This is a genomic window from Clostridium sp. AM58-1XD (assembly GCF_003464085.1).
In the GTDB taxonomy this organism is placed as follows: Bacteria; Bacillota; Clostridia; order Lachnospirales; family Lachnospiraceae; genus Lachnoclostridium_A.
Genome location: NZ_QSDR01000006.1, coordinates 1 through 14779 on the forward strand (window position 1 = coordinate 1; position 14779 = coordinate 14779).

Here is a 14779-nt window from a genome sequence, read left to right on the forward strand (position 1 = left end):
ATAAGAATTTTTCAGGGTTTTACATACTGTTTAATCTTCAATTTTCAAGGTTCTTTTGTCTGTTTCTGTCGGCTGTTTTTTTCAGCGACGCGTTATATCTTATCATAACCGATCGACCTTGTCAACAACTTTTTGAAACTTTTTTTCGAAGCTCTTTTACAAGATTCTTCTTTTGTTTGCCCCGTTTTTGTGAGGCGAATATTATAATATCAAAGGCCAGCCTAAAAGTCAACAACTTTTTTCATTTATTTTGTAAAATTTCCATTTTTTACCTTTTATCGTTAAATTATGAAAGATTGAGGCGATATTTCCCATTTTACGTTACTGCATTTTGAGCTGATCACTGAGGAAATATGGACTCTTTGCCTTTGCATTGCCGCTGCAAAGGCGAAGAGTCCATTCTCCGTTCGCTACCTGTCGGACAGAGCTATTATTTTTTTATTCCATTCTTCCGTCCAGAGTAAACCAGAATTCTACGCCGCCGTCCAGATTCCTGGCCCCGCACTCTTTATTGTGGGAATCCATAATCGCCTTTACGATCGAAAGGCCAATACCGCTTCCGCCGTATTCTCTCGTCCTCGCCTTATCCACTTTAAAAAACTTCGTCCACAGTTTCGGAATATCCTCATCTGGTATACAGTTTCCCGAATTGATAACAGATACCCTTACGTCCTCTCCCTCTCTGGAAACCGTTATTCTGATTTTCTTGTCGCCTGACAAATGATTAAGAGCATTGCTGAGATAATTTGTAACCACTTCTTCTATTTTAAATTCATCCGCCCAGACGAGAATCGGTCCTTCTGCAAGAAATTCCACACTGGCTTCCTTTTGCTGCAGAAGAATTTCTGCCGACGCAAGAACACCTTTGATCAATGCCGTAATATCAAAGCATTCCATAACGGGCGCATTTTCACCGAATTCCAGCGCTGACAGATCCAGAAGCTGGCGTACCATCTTGTTCATCTTATTAGCCTCGTCCACAATGACGCTGCAATAATAATCCCTGCTCTCCGGATCTTCACACATTCCCTCGCTGAGTCCTTCCGCATATCCCTGTATCAGGCAATCGGCGTCTTCAGTTCATGGGATACATTCGAAATAAATTCTTTTCTCATCTCATCGATTTGTATTTTTTCATTAATATCTTTTTGAAGCTCGTTATTAGCCGATTTCAGTTCGCCAATCGTCTCCTTTAGCTTTTCGGAAAGGCTGTTCATGCTGTGGCCCAATACTCCGATTTCATCCTTCTCCCGCCCGGTATACTTTGCATCAAAGTCCAGATTCGACATCTGAACGGAAAGCTTTGCCAGATCCATGATCGGAGATGTAATTCGTCTCGTCGTCACATAAATTATTATTGCACTGACAAATAAAGCAATTAAACCTACATATCCCAGGAAACGGTTGGACAGGGCCACGCTTTCCCATATACTGGCAAGAGGCGTCGACATAATAAATAACGTCCGTCCGTCCGAGAAAAATCCCATAGACTCCAGGTAAGCGGTATCTGTCCTTGGATTATAATATCTCCTGACCTCATAATTGTCCTCCCGGACCATAACTTCCGATCTCGCTTTTTCAGGTTCATTCATCATGTATCTCCTGATCTTTTCGGCAAGATAGTCTCTGTCTCGTGCGGAGGAAATAATAATATTTCCATTTGTACTGTCCATCAGAACGATCGTCGTATTATACTTTTCTCCAAATTCCCTGAGTATCATGGACAATTCATCCGCGTCTTCATTTTCGGAATATGGTTCCAGTTCCGACTGCCTTTTATCATACAGCTCTGTATTGATCCGATCATATGCAGTTTCCAGATTTTTGACTTTATCATTGATATAAAAGTCTTCCAACAACCAGTTATTTACGCCCCAAATGGCAAGGAGTATGATCGTCATCAACCCGCCGAAGACGAATATGAATCTCGTTCTGATCGAATGTTTCATTCACTCACCTCGAATTTATATCCCATTCCCCAGATCGTCTTAATATACTCACCTTTTTCTCCAAGCTTGCTTCGAAGTTTTTTCACATGTGTATCTATTGTCCTGGCGTCGCCGAAATAATCATAATTCCATACATTATTCAGTATTTTTTCTCTGGACAGTGCAATCCCCTGGTTATCAATAAAATAGCTGAGCAATTCAAATTCCTTATAGCTCAGGTCTACTGCTTTCCCGTCAATGGTCACCTGATGCGCAGCTTTGTCCACTTCAATTCCGCCCACTTCCGCTACTCCGGCAGAAACTACGTTGCTTCTTCTAAGAATTGCCTCCACACGGGCAACCAGAATCTTTGGACTAAATGGTTTTGAAATATACTCATCTACGCCCAGATTAAATCCCTGCAGCTCATCCCGTTCTTCACTCTTTGCCGTCAGCATGATCATCGGTACCTGGGAATATTTGCGGATCGTCCGGCAGACCTCCCATCCGTCCATTTTTGGCATCATCACATCCAGAATAATCAGTGAAATGTCTTTCTGACTGAAAAACAGATCTACCGCTTCTTCTCCATCTCCTGCCTCAATTACGATATATCCCTTAATCGTCAGAAAGTCCTTTACCAGCTTTCTCATCCTGGCCTCATCATCTACAACAAGCACCTTTAATGGCTCCATCTCTCTTCCTCCATTCCTTATGCCTATTCCTGTTTCCTGTATTCTAACAGATAATTTACGTAAATTCTATAAGTTCACACTTATTTCATTAATTCCCTCAGCCGCCTTCCGTTATAACCAAAACAGCAAAAACCTTATCATTTCACAAGAGCACTTTCCTCTTGGAATAAAAATACGGCTCCCGCAGTCATGTGTCCATGCGCGAAAGCCGATCTTTCCTAAAAACCATATTCATCTTGAAGTCCTATGCAGCGGCTGCCATCCCGGCCAGTGCATTGATCCCGAAATAAGCGAGTACGATAATACCCAGCACGATTCTGTAATAACCGAAGAACCGGAAGTCATTGTTCTTAATATAACTCATTAAAAACTTGATTGAATAAACAGATACGATAAATGCCACGATCATTCCGAATATGAGGTAAAACACCTGTGCCCCATCAAACCCGGATCCTCCCTTTAAATAAACCACCATTTTCAGAAAACTGGCCCCAAACATAATCGGAATGCCCAGGAAGAAGGAAAATTCCGCTGCCACGCCCCTGGAACAGCCAAGAAGCATTGCTCCAAGAATTGTCACGCCTGATCTGGACGTGCCCGGAATCATGGCCAATACCTGCAAAAAGCCAATGTAAAGCGCCGTCTGGTATGAAATCTGACCTACCCGGGTCACCTCAAAGCTTACAGTCTCATTTCTCTTTTCCAGTATGATAAAGAAGACTCCATAAAGAATCAGCATAGACGCAATTACATACGCATTGTCCATCAGTACCTTATCGATCCAGTCATTGAGAGCAAGGCCGAATATCATCGCAGGAATACACGCTACGATAATCTTCAGCCACAGTATGACCGTTGCCCGTTTCTGAGCTGCTTTTTTCCTTGGAGAAAATGGATTCAGCTTGTGGAAATACATCACTACGACAGCCAGTATTGCTCCCAGCTGAATTACCACGTTAAACATGTTGACAAATTCATCCGGCTGCTTGAACTGAATGATCTGGTTCACTATGATCAAATGCCCCGTACTGCTTATAGGGAGCCATTCCGTAAACCCTTCTACGATTCCAAGCACCAGCACTTTCAAGATTTCAATGATACTCATCGTTTCTCAACCTCTCCTATACATTTTCTATCTGCCAGTCAATAGGCTCTATCTGATTCTTCTCAAGATATTCATTCGTTTTGCTGAAAGGCCTGCTGCCAAAAAATCCACGGTTTGCCGACAGCGGGCTTGGATGAGGCGCTTCTAAGATCAGATGCTTTGGATTTGTCAGCATAATCTTTTTACTTCTGGCCGGTCCGCCCCATAGGATAAATACCATCGGTCTGTCCTGATCATTCAGAATCTTAATCGCTGCATCCGTAAACTCTTCCCAGCCGATTCCACGGTGGGAATTTGCCTGATGCGCCCGTACCGTCAGTACCGTATTTAACAGCATAACACCCTGATCCGCCCATTTTTTCAAGTAACCGTTATTTGGAATATAGCAGCCCAGGTCATCATGCAGCTCCTGATAGATATTGACAAGAGAAGGCGGCACTTCCACGTCCGGTTTAACGGAAAAGCAGAGCCCGTGAGCCTGACCTACATTATGATAAGGATCCTGCCCAAGAATTACTACCTTCACATTCGACAGCGGAGTAAATGCAAATGCATTAAATATATCATCCGGATTCGGAAAAATCTTCCTCGTCTCATATTCATGTTTTACCGTTTCATACAGTTTTTTATAATAAGGCTTTCTGAATTCACCGCTCAGCGGCAAAAGCCAGTCGTTTTCAATTGCAGCCATATCATTTTCCTTTCGTCTTTTATTTCATACGATCTTTTATACAATTATGCAGCCTTATTACAGCCGAACAGAAATCCCCCGTCCTCTCAGGTATTTCTTTAATTCGCTGATCTCTAGCTCCTTGTAATGAAACAGCGAAGCTGCAAGTACTGCGTCGGTTTTCCCTCTGGTCAGGGCATCGTAAAAATGTTCTTTCGTCCCTGCTCCACCTGAGGCGATTACAGGAACTGATACGTTGTCTGCTACGGCTGCATTCAGTTCATTGTCATATCCTGCCTTAGTGCCGTCACAGTCCATGCTTGTCAGAAGAATTTCCCCAGCCCCCATCCGGTCCGCTCTCATCGCCCACTCTACAGCATCCAGGCCGGTGTCGATACGGCCTCCGTTTTTATAGACATTCCAGCCGCTTCCATCCTCCCGCCTTCTGGCGTCAATTGCGACGACGACACACTGTCTGCCGAATTTATCTGCTGCTTCGCTAATCAGTTCCGGACGGTTGATTGCTGAAGAATTGATAGAAATCTTATCCGCTCCTTCTCTCAGCAGCGTGCGGAAGTCGTCTACTGTACGGATGCCTCCCCCGACAGTAAATGGTATAAACACCTGCTCCGCCACTTTTCTCACCATATCTACAACCGTATTTCTTGCATCGGAAGAAGCCGTAATATCAAGAAACACCAGTTCATCAGCGCCCGCCAGATCGTATGCCTTTGCAATCTCCACCGGGTCGCCGGCATCCCTTAAATTAACGAAATTCACTCCTTTAACCACCCTGCCGTCATTGACATCCAGACATGGAATAATTCTCTTTGTAAACATCCGGTTCCTCCTATGTAATGTTCAGGTATGCCTCTGGAAGCAGCCGGAGGCCCCACTGTCATCTGCCGTTTTCATTTCGCTCATATTCAATCCGTTATAAAATTCTTCAGTATTTTAAGACCTGTTTCACCGCTCTTCTCCGGATGAAACTGGCAGGCAAATACATTGCCCCGCTCTACAGCAGCATGGATGTGCGTACTGTATTCTGCTGAAGCAGCCACGATCGACTCATCGCCTGCCTGCAGATAATAGGAATGAACGAAATAAACGTACGCTCCTGATTCTATCCCCGCAAACATCTTTGTCCCTTCCTTTATATCCAGTGAGTTCCAGCCCATATGCGGAATCTTAAGCCCTGGACAGTCCGGAATTTTCACGATTCTGCCTGGAAGGATCGAAAGCCCGCGGACACCTGGGCATTCTTCACTGCTTTCAAACAGAAGCTGCAGCCCAAGGCATATTCCCAAGAGGGGAATATTTCTGTCCGTCACTTCCCGGATCACATCCGTAAGTCCGTATTGGTTCAGCTTTTCCATGGCATCGCCGAAAGAGCCGACACCAGGAAGAATCACCTTGTCAGCCTTTAATATCTCTTCTCTGTTTCTCGTTATAACCGGCGTCTCCCCAAGAGCTTTCAGCGCTTTTTCTACACTGCGCAAGTTGCCGGCATCATAGTCTATCATCGCAATCATATTTACACCGCCTGTCGCTGATCTGTTGTCTTTTGTAGTTCGTCCGTTCCCGCATGGCTGCCACTGATCAGCCATGGCGTACCTCGATTCCGCTCCGCTCCATCTCGTTCGCGGGCTGCGCCCTATGAAATAATCTATAAGCATATCCCCTTACGTGCCAGCACGACGGATATTTACTTATACCTTATTTCACATGGCTTATTGTATACGCGCATTTTACCATATTGTTGGGGATTTCTCAATAAATTCAACGGAATCACTCCTAATTCCTTCTGCTTTATCCCTGAGTTCCTCTGATATCTGATAGAAAGTCTCATGAACTCTGTACATATGCGCCTTCTTATTGAAAAATACGGTCTTTTCAAATGGCCAGCGGATCACTCCGGGAAGCTGAAATCCAACTCCCAGTTCCAGCACTGTTAAATCCCTGTTCAGTGTTCCGGACAGCCATTTCGTATAAGCGGTCCATTGGGGAAGATATCCTTCTTCAATATATGCCTCTGCCTTAATTGTATTCGAAATCAGCGGCGCACCACAGTGGGGGCACACTCCGTCCTGTACTTCCCCCTCTTCCCAGATATCCTTTGTACACGCCTTTTCACACTGGAACCAGTGCACGTTGCCGCACGGAGCCACAATCCTGCTATGATCCAGGCTGCTTTCAAATATTTTCCCGTCCGTATTCATCGTCACGATAAAGTAATCTTTTCCATTCAGCAGCTTCCCCAGCGCCTCATATGCCGCCATAATGTCCGGCCGTCTCCCGATGCTCCATTCCTCACCAATGCCGACCAGCACCTTATGCACGCGTTTTACTCCGTCAATACGCTTCAAAAGATCTTCTTCCTGTAATCTGCACTCATTATCCATTTAAGCCTTCACCTTCTGTATATCTTATTTTTCGTCGCAAACCTGGAATATATAGAATTTCAGATAATAAGACTCATCCGCCGCCCACAGGATCGGATGATCCGCCGCCTGCGTCCTGTACTCTACCTGGCGCAGCCGCTTGTGGCTTCCTGCAGCGGCTTCCCGTATTGTTTTTCCAAACAGCTCCGGGTCCATAAAGTGGGAGCAGGAACAGGTTGCAAGATAACCGCCGTCTTTCACCAGCTTCATTCCACGCAGATTGATTTCTCTGTATCCTTTTACCGCATTTTTAATCGACGCTCTGGATTTCGTGAATGCCGGAGGATCCAAAATCACCACATCAAATTTCTCCCCCTCCGCTTCCAGCTGGGGAAGTAGTTCAAAAACATCGGCACATACGAACTTCACCCGGTCGGAAAGCCCGTTCAGCTGGGCATTTTCTCTGGCCTGATTCACCCCCAGCTCTGACGCATCAACACCGAGAACAGACGACGCTCCGGCAACACCTGCGTTCAGGGCAAAGGAGCCTGTATGGGTAAAGCAGTCCAGTACCTTTTTTCCGCGGCACAGGCGCTGGATTGCCAGACGGTTGTATTTCTGGTCCAGGAAAAATCCGGTTTTCTGTCCATCCTGTACATCTACAATATATTTTACACCATTCTCAATCATCTCTACCTTTGTGTCAAATGGTTCTCCGATAAATCCTTTATGCCGTTCCATGCCCTCCTGCAGGCGCACCTTGGCATCGCTTCTTTCATAAATGCCCCGGACCGTAATGCCGTCCTCAGCCATAACCTTCTTCAGCTTTTCCAGGATCACCGGTTTCCAACGGTCAATGCCCAGCGCCAGAGATTCCACGACAAGGACATCTGCAAATTTATCTATGACAATTCCCGGAAGAAAGTCAGCTTCTCCAAAAATCACCCGGCAGCTGGACGTATCTACCGTATTCTTCCTATACTCCCAGGCGTTTCTGACGCGCATCTCGATAAAATTCTCATCAATAACAACATTCTTTTTTCTGGACATCATGCGGACCGTTATTTTGGAGTTCGTATTGATAAATCCGTGCCCAAGGCAGTATCCGTCGAAATCTTCAACGGTCACCATATCCCCATTCTGGAAATCTCCCGTGATTTTGTCGATCTCATTATCATAGATCCACATGCCTCCAGCCTTAAGCGCACGGGCTTCACCCTTTTTTACATGTACAACTGCTGTCTCCATCTGTTTCTCCTCTAATCCATGTGTATTTTCAATACTACGCCTTCTGCATGCCGCACAGCTCTCTCAGCAGGCGGATGGATCCGGCAGCCTCTTCGTCCACGGAACCGGAGAACGCCTCAATGCTGATAATACCGTCATATCCCAAAGATTTCAGTTTTTCTATAAATTCCTCATATCTCGCTCTGTAATTCGGAAGAATCCCTCTTCGTTCCGTTCCTTCCAGCTGAGCCATATGTACATGACCGATCAGGGACGGCTCCTGATCCAGATCCAGCAGAAATTCCCGGTTGACTTCCATGTGATATAAATCGCATACCATCATGACATTTTCCATATTGACCTTCTTCACCAGCTCCACACCATGGTTCCAGGTCAGGCCGTAATTTCCTTCTGTAGGGTTTAAGTGTTCCCAGAAAATTTTAATTCCATAAGGAGCAGACTCTTCTCCAAATATAGACAGAAATTCCTCCGCCTGCGAATCAGCCAGTGGGACGTTGTAGCCGTACGGGAGCCTTCGCGAAGCTGGAGAACCGATTCCAATTCCGCTTATTCCCAGCTGTCCGCCGACGGCACAAAGCTTTTTCGCATATTCTCTGGCTGTTTCCTCAGAGTAGTTTTCCCCTACAATAGCAATCTCTCCGGGCACGGCAGAATTAAATCCACAGCACTTTACACGTCCTGTTTTCAGCGTCTTTTCCATTTCATTGAGTTTAGACTTTTCGAGTCCCACCACCTCACGGCCAGCAAGTTCAATATAGTCGTATCCCAGCTGATCCAGGAGAGGGTAATTATCAAATGATGTACAATATCCAAATTTCATCGTTGCACCTCCGCATTTTATCTGTTTAACAGTATAACGTATTTTTTATCTATATTCAAATATTTTAATCTGTCATTCGAAGATCTGAATTTCGTCCGGCCGCTTTCCCTGCAGCAAAAACGAAGGCGCTGCAAAAGAAAACTGATTTCCCCTTGCAGCACCCTTACCTTGTTAACTATTCTCTTTATCAAACCGGCTGATCGCTTCCAGGACGACCTTGATTTCATCATCCCAGCCCTGTACCAGCCCTGTATTGACCGTCTCATAAACCACGTCTGCCGTGACGAGATTACCGGATACGGCGCTGATCATGGCTCCCTTCTTTTTGCGGCGATGGCATACCGTATAGAGGGCGGAGCTCTCCATTTCCACATTCAGACAGCCCAGCTTGGACAGCTTTTCAATCCATTCCGGAGTCTCTCCATAGAACGCATCATCTGATGCATTGATGCCGTAAAAAATCCGGCCGCTCACTTCGTCCTTCATATCCCTTGCCGTGTCCAGAAGAACTCTCGTCAGATCGAAATCAGGTACGGCCGGAAATACATCCGGAACGTAGAACCTGGATGTACCTTCATTCTTCATGGAACCGGTGGAAATCACCAGATCGCCGATGCCGATGCCTTCCTGAAGGGCCGCAGTGCTGCCGATCCGAATCAGGCATTCCGCACCGATATTGATCAGCTCTTCCGCAGCGATCGCCGTAGATGGGCAGCCCATTCCCGTGGACGTAACGGAAACCTTTACTCCTTTGTAATATCCCGTATAAGTGCGGTGTTCCCTGTTATGGGCTACAAGCTTCGCGTCGTCCAGGTACTTCGCTACGATATCCGATCTGGCCGGGTCGCCTGGGAGAAGCACATATTTTCCAATATCGCCAGGTTCCAGATGGATATGATACTGTCTTTTCCCAATTGTTTTTTCATCTTTATTTAATGACATAAGCGTTATCCTTTCTTTTTCATCTTCTTTTTCATAACAGCCGTCTTCTGAATCGAATAGATTGTCAGGCCCGCGATCGTAGCCAGATATGGAAGCATCTGGATAAATTCTGCTGGAATACGCAGCATCTGCAGGATATTGGAAAGCCCGTCAAAGAAGGCAAATACCATGGAAGATACAAGCGCCCCTACCGGAGTCGACTGCCCCATGGAGCATGCAGCCAGCGCAATGAAGCCGCGGCCCGCAGTCATATTTCTTGTAAACATGTTCAGGTACCCCATGGAAAGGTACATACCGCCCAGACCTACCAGAACGCCGCAGATCAGGATTGCGATAAAGCGGATTTTTGTTACATTTTGTCCGACGCTCTCCGCCGCATTTTCATTTTCCCCAACCGCACGCATGCGCAGACCGAGGGGCGTCTTATAGAGGAGTATATAAATAACGACCACCATGAGCAGGGCGATGTACGTCAGCGTATTATGCCCGGAAATAATATCGCCCAGTATTGGGATGTCCTTAATAACCGGAATTTCAACAGAGGGAAAAGAGAAGCTCTTTAAAGAGGCGCTCGTCCCCTTTTCTCCTGTAGCCAGCTGCAGGGCAAACACCGTCAGGCCCCCGGCCATCGTGTTGATTGCCGTGCCGCACAGTACTGCGTTGGCCTTCAGTACGAGATGGAAATATGCAAATATGGCGCTGACGATCAGTGCTGACCCGACTCCGGCTGCCAGCCCCCATATAAGGCCGCCGCCGATCGCGCCGCCGAGAACTCCAAACAGGGCGGAAATCAGCATAATTCCCTCCAGTCCCAGATTTACCACTCCGGCCCGGTCACAGACAACCGCGCCAAGAGCCGCCAGCAGGATCGGTGTAGCCACACGAATCCACATAAACAAGAAGTCCACACTGAAGATATAATTCATCACACTCATCTTATGCTTCCTCCCCCTTCAATTTCATTTCTTCCTCTTTGGCCGCCTTTACGATCATGCGCTGCTTCCAGCCGCGGAGTAACGCATCCGCCGCGATAAACAGCATCATTACGCCTTGTATGATCTCCACGACCTCACTTCCCACGTCGCTGTTCCGCGCCATAATATCGGCTCCTACGTTCAGATATCCGATAAACGCCGCAGAAAGCGGAACGAGAAGGGGATTATTTCTTGCAAGGAGAGCTACTACGATTCCCGTCCATCCGTATCCCGGAGAGGCTGTCCATTTAAAACGCGTGTACATGCCGAGAAGCTCCGCTCCGCCGCCGATTCCTGCAATGCCGCCGGCGATCACCTGGGCCAGCACCATAATCCATGTGACATTAATACCGCTGTAGTTGGCGAATAAAGGATTTGTTCCCGTAATTCTCAGTTTGCTTCCCGTAGTAGTTCTCATCATGAAGAAGTATACGAGCACACAGATGATAAGTCCCAAGGCAACGCCTGCATGGATTCTCGTTCCAGGCACCAGTATCGGGAGCTTGGACGATTTTTCGAACGCCAGAGACGCAAGGCTGGAGCTGCTTACTTCTCTGAAATGATAGCTGACGAGATAAATGGCAAAGAACTGCACCACGTAGTTGAGCATAATCGATGTAACCAGCTCGCTGACAGACCATTTCATCTTCAGGAGAGCCGGAATCAGCGCTACCACAGCGCCGCAGATTCCACCGACCAGAATCGCCGCAACAGGGTGAACGCCTGCCGGAAGAGGCCATGCGATCGCTACTACCATGCTCCCGCAATGCCGATGAAAAAAGAACCTTCCGCAATCATGGAAAACTGGCCGGAGCCAAAGATTATGATGACTGCGAGAGCCGTAAACATGAGAGGGGAAGCCGTTTCAACGATGTTGCCGATTCGCCTCAGTGATGTGAACGGTCCGATGAAAAAGCTGTAAAATGCATTTGCCGGGTCGTCGCTGACCGACAGTACGATCAGTGACACAAGACCGCACGCAATCAGAATGACAATGCCCATTTTGATGGCATCCACCATCAGATGGATTTTCTTATTGCTGTCCATGGATGGCCTCCTTTATCTCTTCTTCCGTCTGTTTTTCAATTCCCAGCATATAAGTTCCCAGCTGCGCTTCCGTTACCTTCGCTGCTTCCGGGAAATACGCCGCAATCTTTCCTTCATAAACAACAATCAGGCTGTCAGACAGTCCTAAAATTTCATTTAAATCCGAACTGATCAGCATGACGGAGTCTCCTTTATCACGGAGGGCAATCAGTTCCTTGCGGATGAATTCCGTCGCTCCTACGTCTACCCCTCTCGTAGGCTGGTTGGCAATCACCACTTTTGGCTCCGAAGAAATTTCCCTTGCAAGTACGGCCTTCTGGATATTCCCTCCGGAAAGGCTGTTGATGCTGACATCCGGATTCTTGCATAGAATCTGGAACCGCTCCGCCATTTCCCGGCCATACTGCCTTATATTCTTTCTATTCAGAAATCCGTTTCTGGAAAATTTAGCCGTATCCAGTTTATCCGCGATCATATTCTCCGTGATGGACAGTTCGCCTGCCACGCCGGTGGTCATGCGGTCTTCCGGAATATGGGAAAGGCCAAGCCTTCTGATCTCGCTGATGCTGAAATTTCTGATGTTCTGCCCGCAGACTTCGATACTTCCTTCCGAGTAATGGCCGCTTCCCGTAATCGCCTCCACCAGTTCAAACTGGCCGTTTCCTTCTACACCGGCGATTCCCAGAATTTCTCCTTCACATAAGTCGAAAGACATCCCGTCGACTGCTGCCTTTTCGTTCTCATCTATTACTTTTAAATCCCTGACCTTTACCAGCGGCCTGCCTGGCTTACAGGGCGATTTTTCAATATTAAGAATGACGTCTCTTCCAACCATCAGCCTGGAAATATCCTGTTCGGAAATATCCTTTAAATCATATACTCCTTTGGATTCCCCTCTGCGGATGATGGTGATTCTGTCACACAATTCCTTTACTTCATTCAGCTTATGGGAAATAAATATGATCGTATATCCATTTTCCCGCAAATGCTTCAGTTCCACGAACAGCTCTTCCGTTTCCTGCGGGGTCAGAACTGCCGTCGGCTCGTCCAGAATCAGAATTTTTGCACCCCTGAAAAGGGCTTTTAAAATCTCTACCTTCTGCTTCTGACCCACCGTCAAATCCCTGATTTTCTTTCTGGGATCGATCAGCAGGTTATATTTCTGTGCCATCTCTTCCACCTGTTTTTCTGCATGGCGGCCGTCGATCAGCATCCCTTTTTTTGGCTCCACTCCAAGAATTACATTTTCAGCTACGCTCAGAGAAGGAACCAGCATAAAATGCTGATGTACCATTCCTATGCCTAAACGGATTGCCATTCCCGGAGATGTAATATTTTCCTTTTTCCCGTTGACGAAGATCTCTCCTGAAGTCGGCTGTTCTTCTCCGAACAGGATCTTCATAAGAGTCGATTTCCCTGCACCGTTCTCACCCGATAGAGCATGAATTTCTCCCTGGTTAATCACGAGAGTGACATCCTTGTTGGCCATAACGCCGTTCGGGTACACCTTTACAATATTCTGCATACGCAGTGCTTCTTTTACTTCTGCCATCTTACACCTCTGATTTTATTAACAGAACGCGATTCTGTTTCATAGAAAAGGCACGGCAGATTAAAGAGAATTTCTTTAAAAATGCCGTGCCCCCTTTCATTTCATCATGGTTTCATTTCATTACGCATAGCAGCGATATCATCGGTAGACATATCGAATGCCGTGCCTACGGTGATTTCACCGGAAATAACCTTCTGCTCGATCTCGTCAAGTGCCTTGCGGATATCTTCCGGAACACACTTTTCGTAGTTTTCATTCTTTGCAAGTCCTACAGCTCCGCTATCAAGGCCAAGCAGATAATCCTTATCACATGTCATGGAGCCGTCCTTGAATCCCTGGATTGCCGTAAACAGAGACTCACCTACGTTCTTAAGACTGGAACTCAGAATACATTCTGCCATTTCCGGCTTGCTGTCCTTTAACTGGGTGTAGATATCCTGGTCACATGCGATGATGTACTTTCCTGCATTCTGTGCCGCTGTTACAGCGCCGAGAATACTCTGGGATGCCGGAGCATACACGATCTGTGCGCCCTGGTTGTAAAGCTGTGTCGTCATCTCCGTACATTTTGCAACGTCTTCAAAAGAACCTACATAAGAAGTCAGAACCTTAATCTCCGGATCCACATATTTAATTCCCTCGATATAGCCTACGAGGAAGTCGTTGATATTCGCCGTATCCATGGAGCCGATGAAGCCCAGAACCTTGCTGTCCGTATCCATCTTCTCATCGCCGGACTCAAACATCTTCGCTGCAAGACAGCCTGACATAAACGCCGCCTGGTTTGAGTAGTAAGCGATTCCCATCATGTTGCCGTCGATGACTGTATCGCGGTTTACTTCGCCGTCATAGAACAGGTAGTTCTTGTCCGGAAACTGGGAAGCGATATCTTCTGCCAGCTCCTTTGTAGAGAAGGTTCCTGTTACGATCATATCCCAATCCTGCTCGGATACGTCCAGAAAATGGCCTTCGTAGCTGGTCTCGTCTCTGCCCATCTCTACGATCTTCACTTCGGCGCCTGTCTCGTCTTTTAATTTATTCAGGCCTTCTGCAGCCGAATCAAAGAATCCCTTGTCGCCAAGGCTTCCGTTTACCAGGCATACAACCTTAAAGTCTCCGCCCTCTTCTGCCTTTGCTTCTCCTTCTTCTGCAGCGCCTTCCCCTGCGGCATCTTCTGCCTTTGCCTCAGTTTCAGTCTTTGCATCAGCTGCCTTTGTCTCCTCTGCAGGCTTGCTGCCGCAGCCAGCTAAAAGAGAGCCTGTCATCACGCATGCCATTGCAAGGCTTACAAATCTTTTTTTCATAACTTCCTCCTTATAATATAATAATAGAATGATGTTTGGGTCAAAAAGTATTTTTGCCCCGTTGATACCGGATTGCTCCGCACTATGTGCTCTTGGTATCATAAATGGATTTA

General features: G+C 46.7%; 16 protein-coding genes. All 16 read right to left on the bottom strand.

The window, feature by feature from the left end; all coding sequences use genetic code 11:
• Positions 1-438: 438 nt before the first annotated feature.
• Entirely contained in the window at positions 439-1026 is a 588-nt protein-coding gene (locus DXA13_RS22785) for a HAMP domain-containing sensor histidine kinase (protein WP_347559698.1), read from the bottom strand.
• 32 nt (positions 1027-1058) lie between these two features.
• The gene (locus tag DXA13_RS22790) at positions 1059-1949 is read right to left on the bottom strand and encodes a HAMP domain-containing protein (RefSeq protein ID WP_347559699.1); all 891 of its coding nucleotides are present in this window, start codon (positions 1947-1949) and stop codon (positions 1059-1061) included.
• A complete protein-coding gene (locus DXA13_RS04620) occupies positions 1946-2623 on the bottom strand; it encodes a response regulator transcription factor (protein ID WP_118242143.1) in 678 nt (225 codons plus the stop codon). The genes DXA13_RS22790 and DXA13_RS04620 overlap by 4 nt, the downstream gene beginning before the upstream one ends.
• Before the next feature lie 244 nt (positions 2624-2867).
• Positions 2868-3728 carry an undecaprenyl-diphosphate phosphatase gene (locus DXA13_RS04625; protein ID WP_118242144.1) on the bottom strand — a complete coding sequence of 287 codons (861 nt, stop codon included), beginning with the start codon at positions 3726-3728 and terminating at the stop codon, positions 2868-2870.
• A 16-nt stretch (positions 3729-3744) separates the two neighbouring features.
• Positions 3745-4419, bottom strand: coding sequence for a uracil-DNA glycosylase (locus DXA13_RS04630; RefSeq protein ID WP_118242145.1), 675 nt, complete (start codon positions 4417-4419; stop codon positions 3745-3747).
• 57 nt (positions 4420-4476) lie between these two features.
• Positions 4477-5238, bottom strand: a complete 762-nt coding sequence (hisF, locus tag DXA13_RS04635) for an imidazole glycerol phosphate synthase subunit HisF (RefSeq protein ID WP_118242146.1) — start codon at positions 5236-5238, stop codon at positions 4477-4479.
• 86 nt (positions 5239-5324) lie between these two features.
• Positions 5325-5930 (bottom strand): imidazole glycerol phosphate synthase subunit HisH, encoded by a 606-nt coding sequence (gene hisH / locus DXA13_RS04640; protein WP_118242147.1) that lies wholly within the window; start codon positions 5928-5930, stop codon positions 5325-5327.
• Positions 5931-6146: 216 nt separating this feature from the next.
• Positions 6147-6764, bottom strand: a complete 618-nt coding sequence (locus tag DXA13_RS04645) for a hypothetical protein (RefSeq protein ID WP_347559700.1) — start codon at positions 6762-6764, stop codon at positions 6147-6149.
• A 60-nt stretch (positions 6765-6824) separates the two neighbouring features.
• Positions 6825-8027 (bottom strand): class I SAM-dependent rRNA methyltransferase, encoded by a 1203-nt coding sequence (locus tag DXA13_RS04650; RefSeq protein ID WP_118242149.1) that lies wholly within the window; start codon positions 8025-8027, stop codon positions 6825-6827.
• 34 nt (positions 8028-8061) lie between these two features.
• Complete coding sequence (locus DXA13_RS04655; protein ID WP_118242150.1) at positions 8062-8847, bottom strand: sugar phosphate isomerase/epimerase; 786 nt, start codon at positions 8845-8847, stop codon at positions 8062-8064.
• Between the two features lie 171 nt (positions 8848-9018).
• On the bottom strand, positions 9019-9789 hold the full coding sequence (locus DXA13_RS04660; protein ID WP_118242151.1) for a nucleoside phosphorylase: 771 nt from the start codon (positions 9787-9789) through the stop codon (positions 9019-9021).
• 5 nt (positions 9790-9794) lie between these two features.
• Complete coding sequence (locus DXA13_RS04665) at positions 9795-10724, bottom strand: ABC transporter permease (RefSeq protein ID WP_118242152.1); 930 nt, start codon at positions 10722-10724, stop codon at positions 9795-9797.
• Between the two features lies 1 nt (position 10725).
• On the bottom strand, positions 10726-11520 hold the full coding sequence (locus tag DXA13_RS04670) for an ABC transporter permease (RefSeq protein WP_243008974.1): 795 nt from the start codon (positions 11518-11520) through the stop codon (positions 10726-10728).
• Complete coding sequence (locus tag DXA13_RS21520; RefSeq protein ID WP_243008975.1) at positions 11514-11810, bottom strand: hypothetical protein; 297 nt, start codon at positions 11808-11810, stop codon at positions 11514-11516. Before DXA13_RS21520 ends, DXA13_RS04670 begins: the two co-directional genes overlap by 7 nt.
• Entirely contained in the window at positions 11797-13362 is a 1566-nt protein-coding gene (locus tag DXA13_RS04675; protein ID WP_118242153.1) for an ABC transporter ATP-binding protein, read from the bottom strand. The genes DXA13_RS21520 and DXA13_RS04675 overlap by 14 nt, the downstream gene beginning before the upstream one ends.
• A 104-nt stretch (positions 13363-13466) precedes the next feature.
• Entirely contained in the window at positions 13467-14666 is a 1200-nt protein-coding gene (locus DXA13_RS04680; RefSeq protein WP_118242154.1) for a BMP family ABC transporter substrate-binding protein, read from the bottom strand.
• Between the last annotated feature and the right edge of the window lie 113 nt (positions 14667-14779).

What these genes read in the sequence shown, in the direction of transcription:
- DXA13_RS22785 (WP_347559698.1), bottom strand. Translation starts at nt 1,026, where the DNA reads ATGTGTGAAGATCCGGAGAGCAGGGATTATTATTGCAGCGTCATTGTG.
- DXA13_RS04620 (WP_118242143.1), bottom strand. Translation starts at nt 2,623, where the DNA reads ATGGAGCCATTAAAGGTGCTTGTTGTAGATGATGAGGCCAGGATGAGA.
- DXA13_RS04625 (WP_118242144.1), bottom strand. Translation starts at nt 3,728, where the DNA reads ATGAGTATCATTGAAATCTTGAAAGTGCTGGTGCTTGGAATCGTAGAA.
- DXA13_RS22790 (WP_347559699.1), bottom strand. Translation starts at nt 1,949, where the DNA reads ATGAAACATTCGATCAGAACGAGATTCATATTCGTCTTCGGCGGGTTG.
- DXA13_RS04665 (WP_118242152.1), bottom strand. Translation starts at nt 10,724, where the DNA reads ATGAGTGTGATGAATTATATCTTCAGTGTGGACTTCTTGTTTATGTGG.
- hisF (WP_118242146.1), bottom strand. Translation starts at nt 5,238, where the DNA reads ATGTTTACAAAGAGAATTATTCCATGTCTGGATGTCAATGACGGCAGG.
- DXA13_RS04655 (WP_118242150.1), bottom strand. Translation starts at nt 8,847, where the DNA reads ATGAAATTTGGATATTGTACATCATTTGATAATTACCCTCTCCTGGAT.
- DXA13_RS04680 (WP_118242154.1), bottom strand. Translation starts at nt 14,666, where the DNA reads ATGAAAAAAAGATTTGTAAGCCTTGCAATGGCATGCGTGATGACAGGC.
- hisH (WP_118242147.1), bottom strand. Translation starts at nt 5,930, where the DNA reads ATGATTGCGATGATAGACTATGATGCCGGCAACTTGCGCAGTGTAGAA.
- DXA13_RS04675 (WP_118242153.1), bottom strand. Translation starts at nt 13,362, where the DNA reads ATGGCAGAAGTAAAAGAAGCACTGCGTATGCAGAATATTGTAAAGGTG.
- DXA13_RS21520 (WP_243008975.1), bottom strand. Translation starts at nt 11,810, where the DNA reads ATGGACAGCAATAAGAAAATCCATCTGATGGTGGATGCCATCAAAATG.
- DXA13_RS04670 (WP_243008974.1), bottom strand. Translation starts at nt 11,520, where the DNA reads ATGGTAGTAGCGATCGCATGGCCTCTTCCGGCAGGCGTTCACCCTGTT.
- DXA13_RS04630 (WP_118242145.1), bottom strand. Translation starts at nt 4,419, where the DNA reads ATGGCTGCAATTGAAAACGACTGGCTTTTGCCGCTGAGCGGTGAATTC.
- DXA13_RS04660 (WP_118242151.1), bottom strand. Translation starts at nt 9,789, where the DNA reads ATGTCATTAAATAAAGATGAAAAAACAATTGGGAAAAGACAGTATCAT.
- DXA13_RS04650 (WP_118242149.1), bottom strand. Translation starts at nt 8,027, where the DNA reads ATGGAGACAGCAGTTGTACATGTAAAAAAGGGTGAAGCCCGTGCGCTT.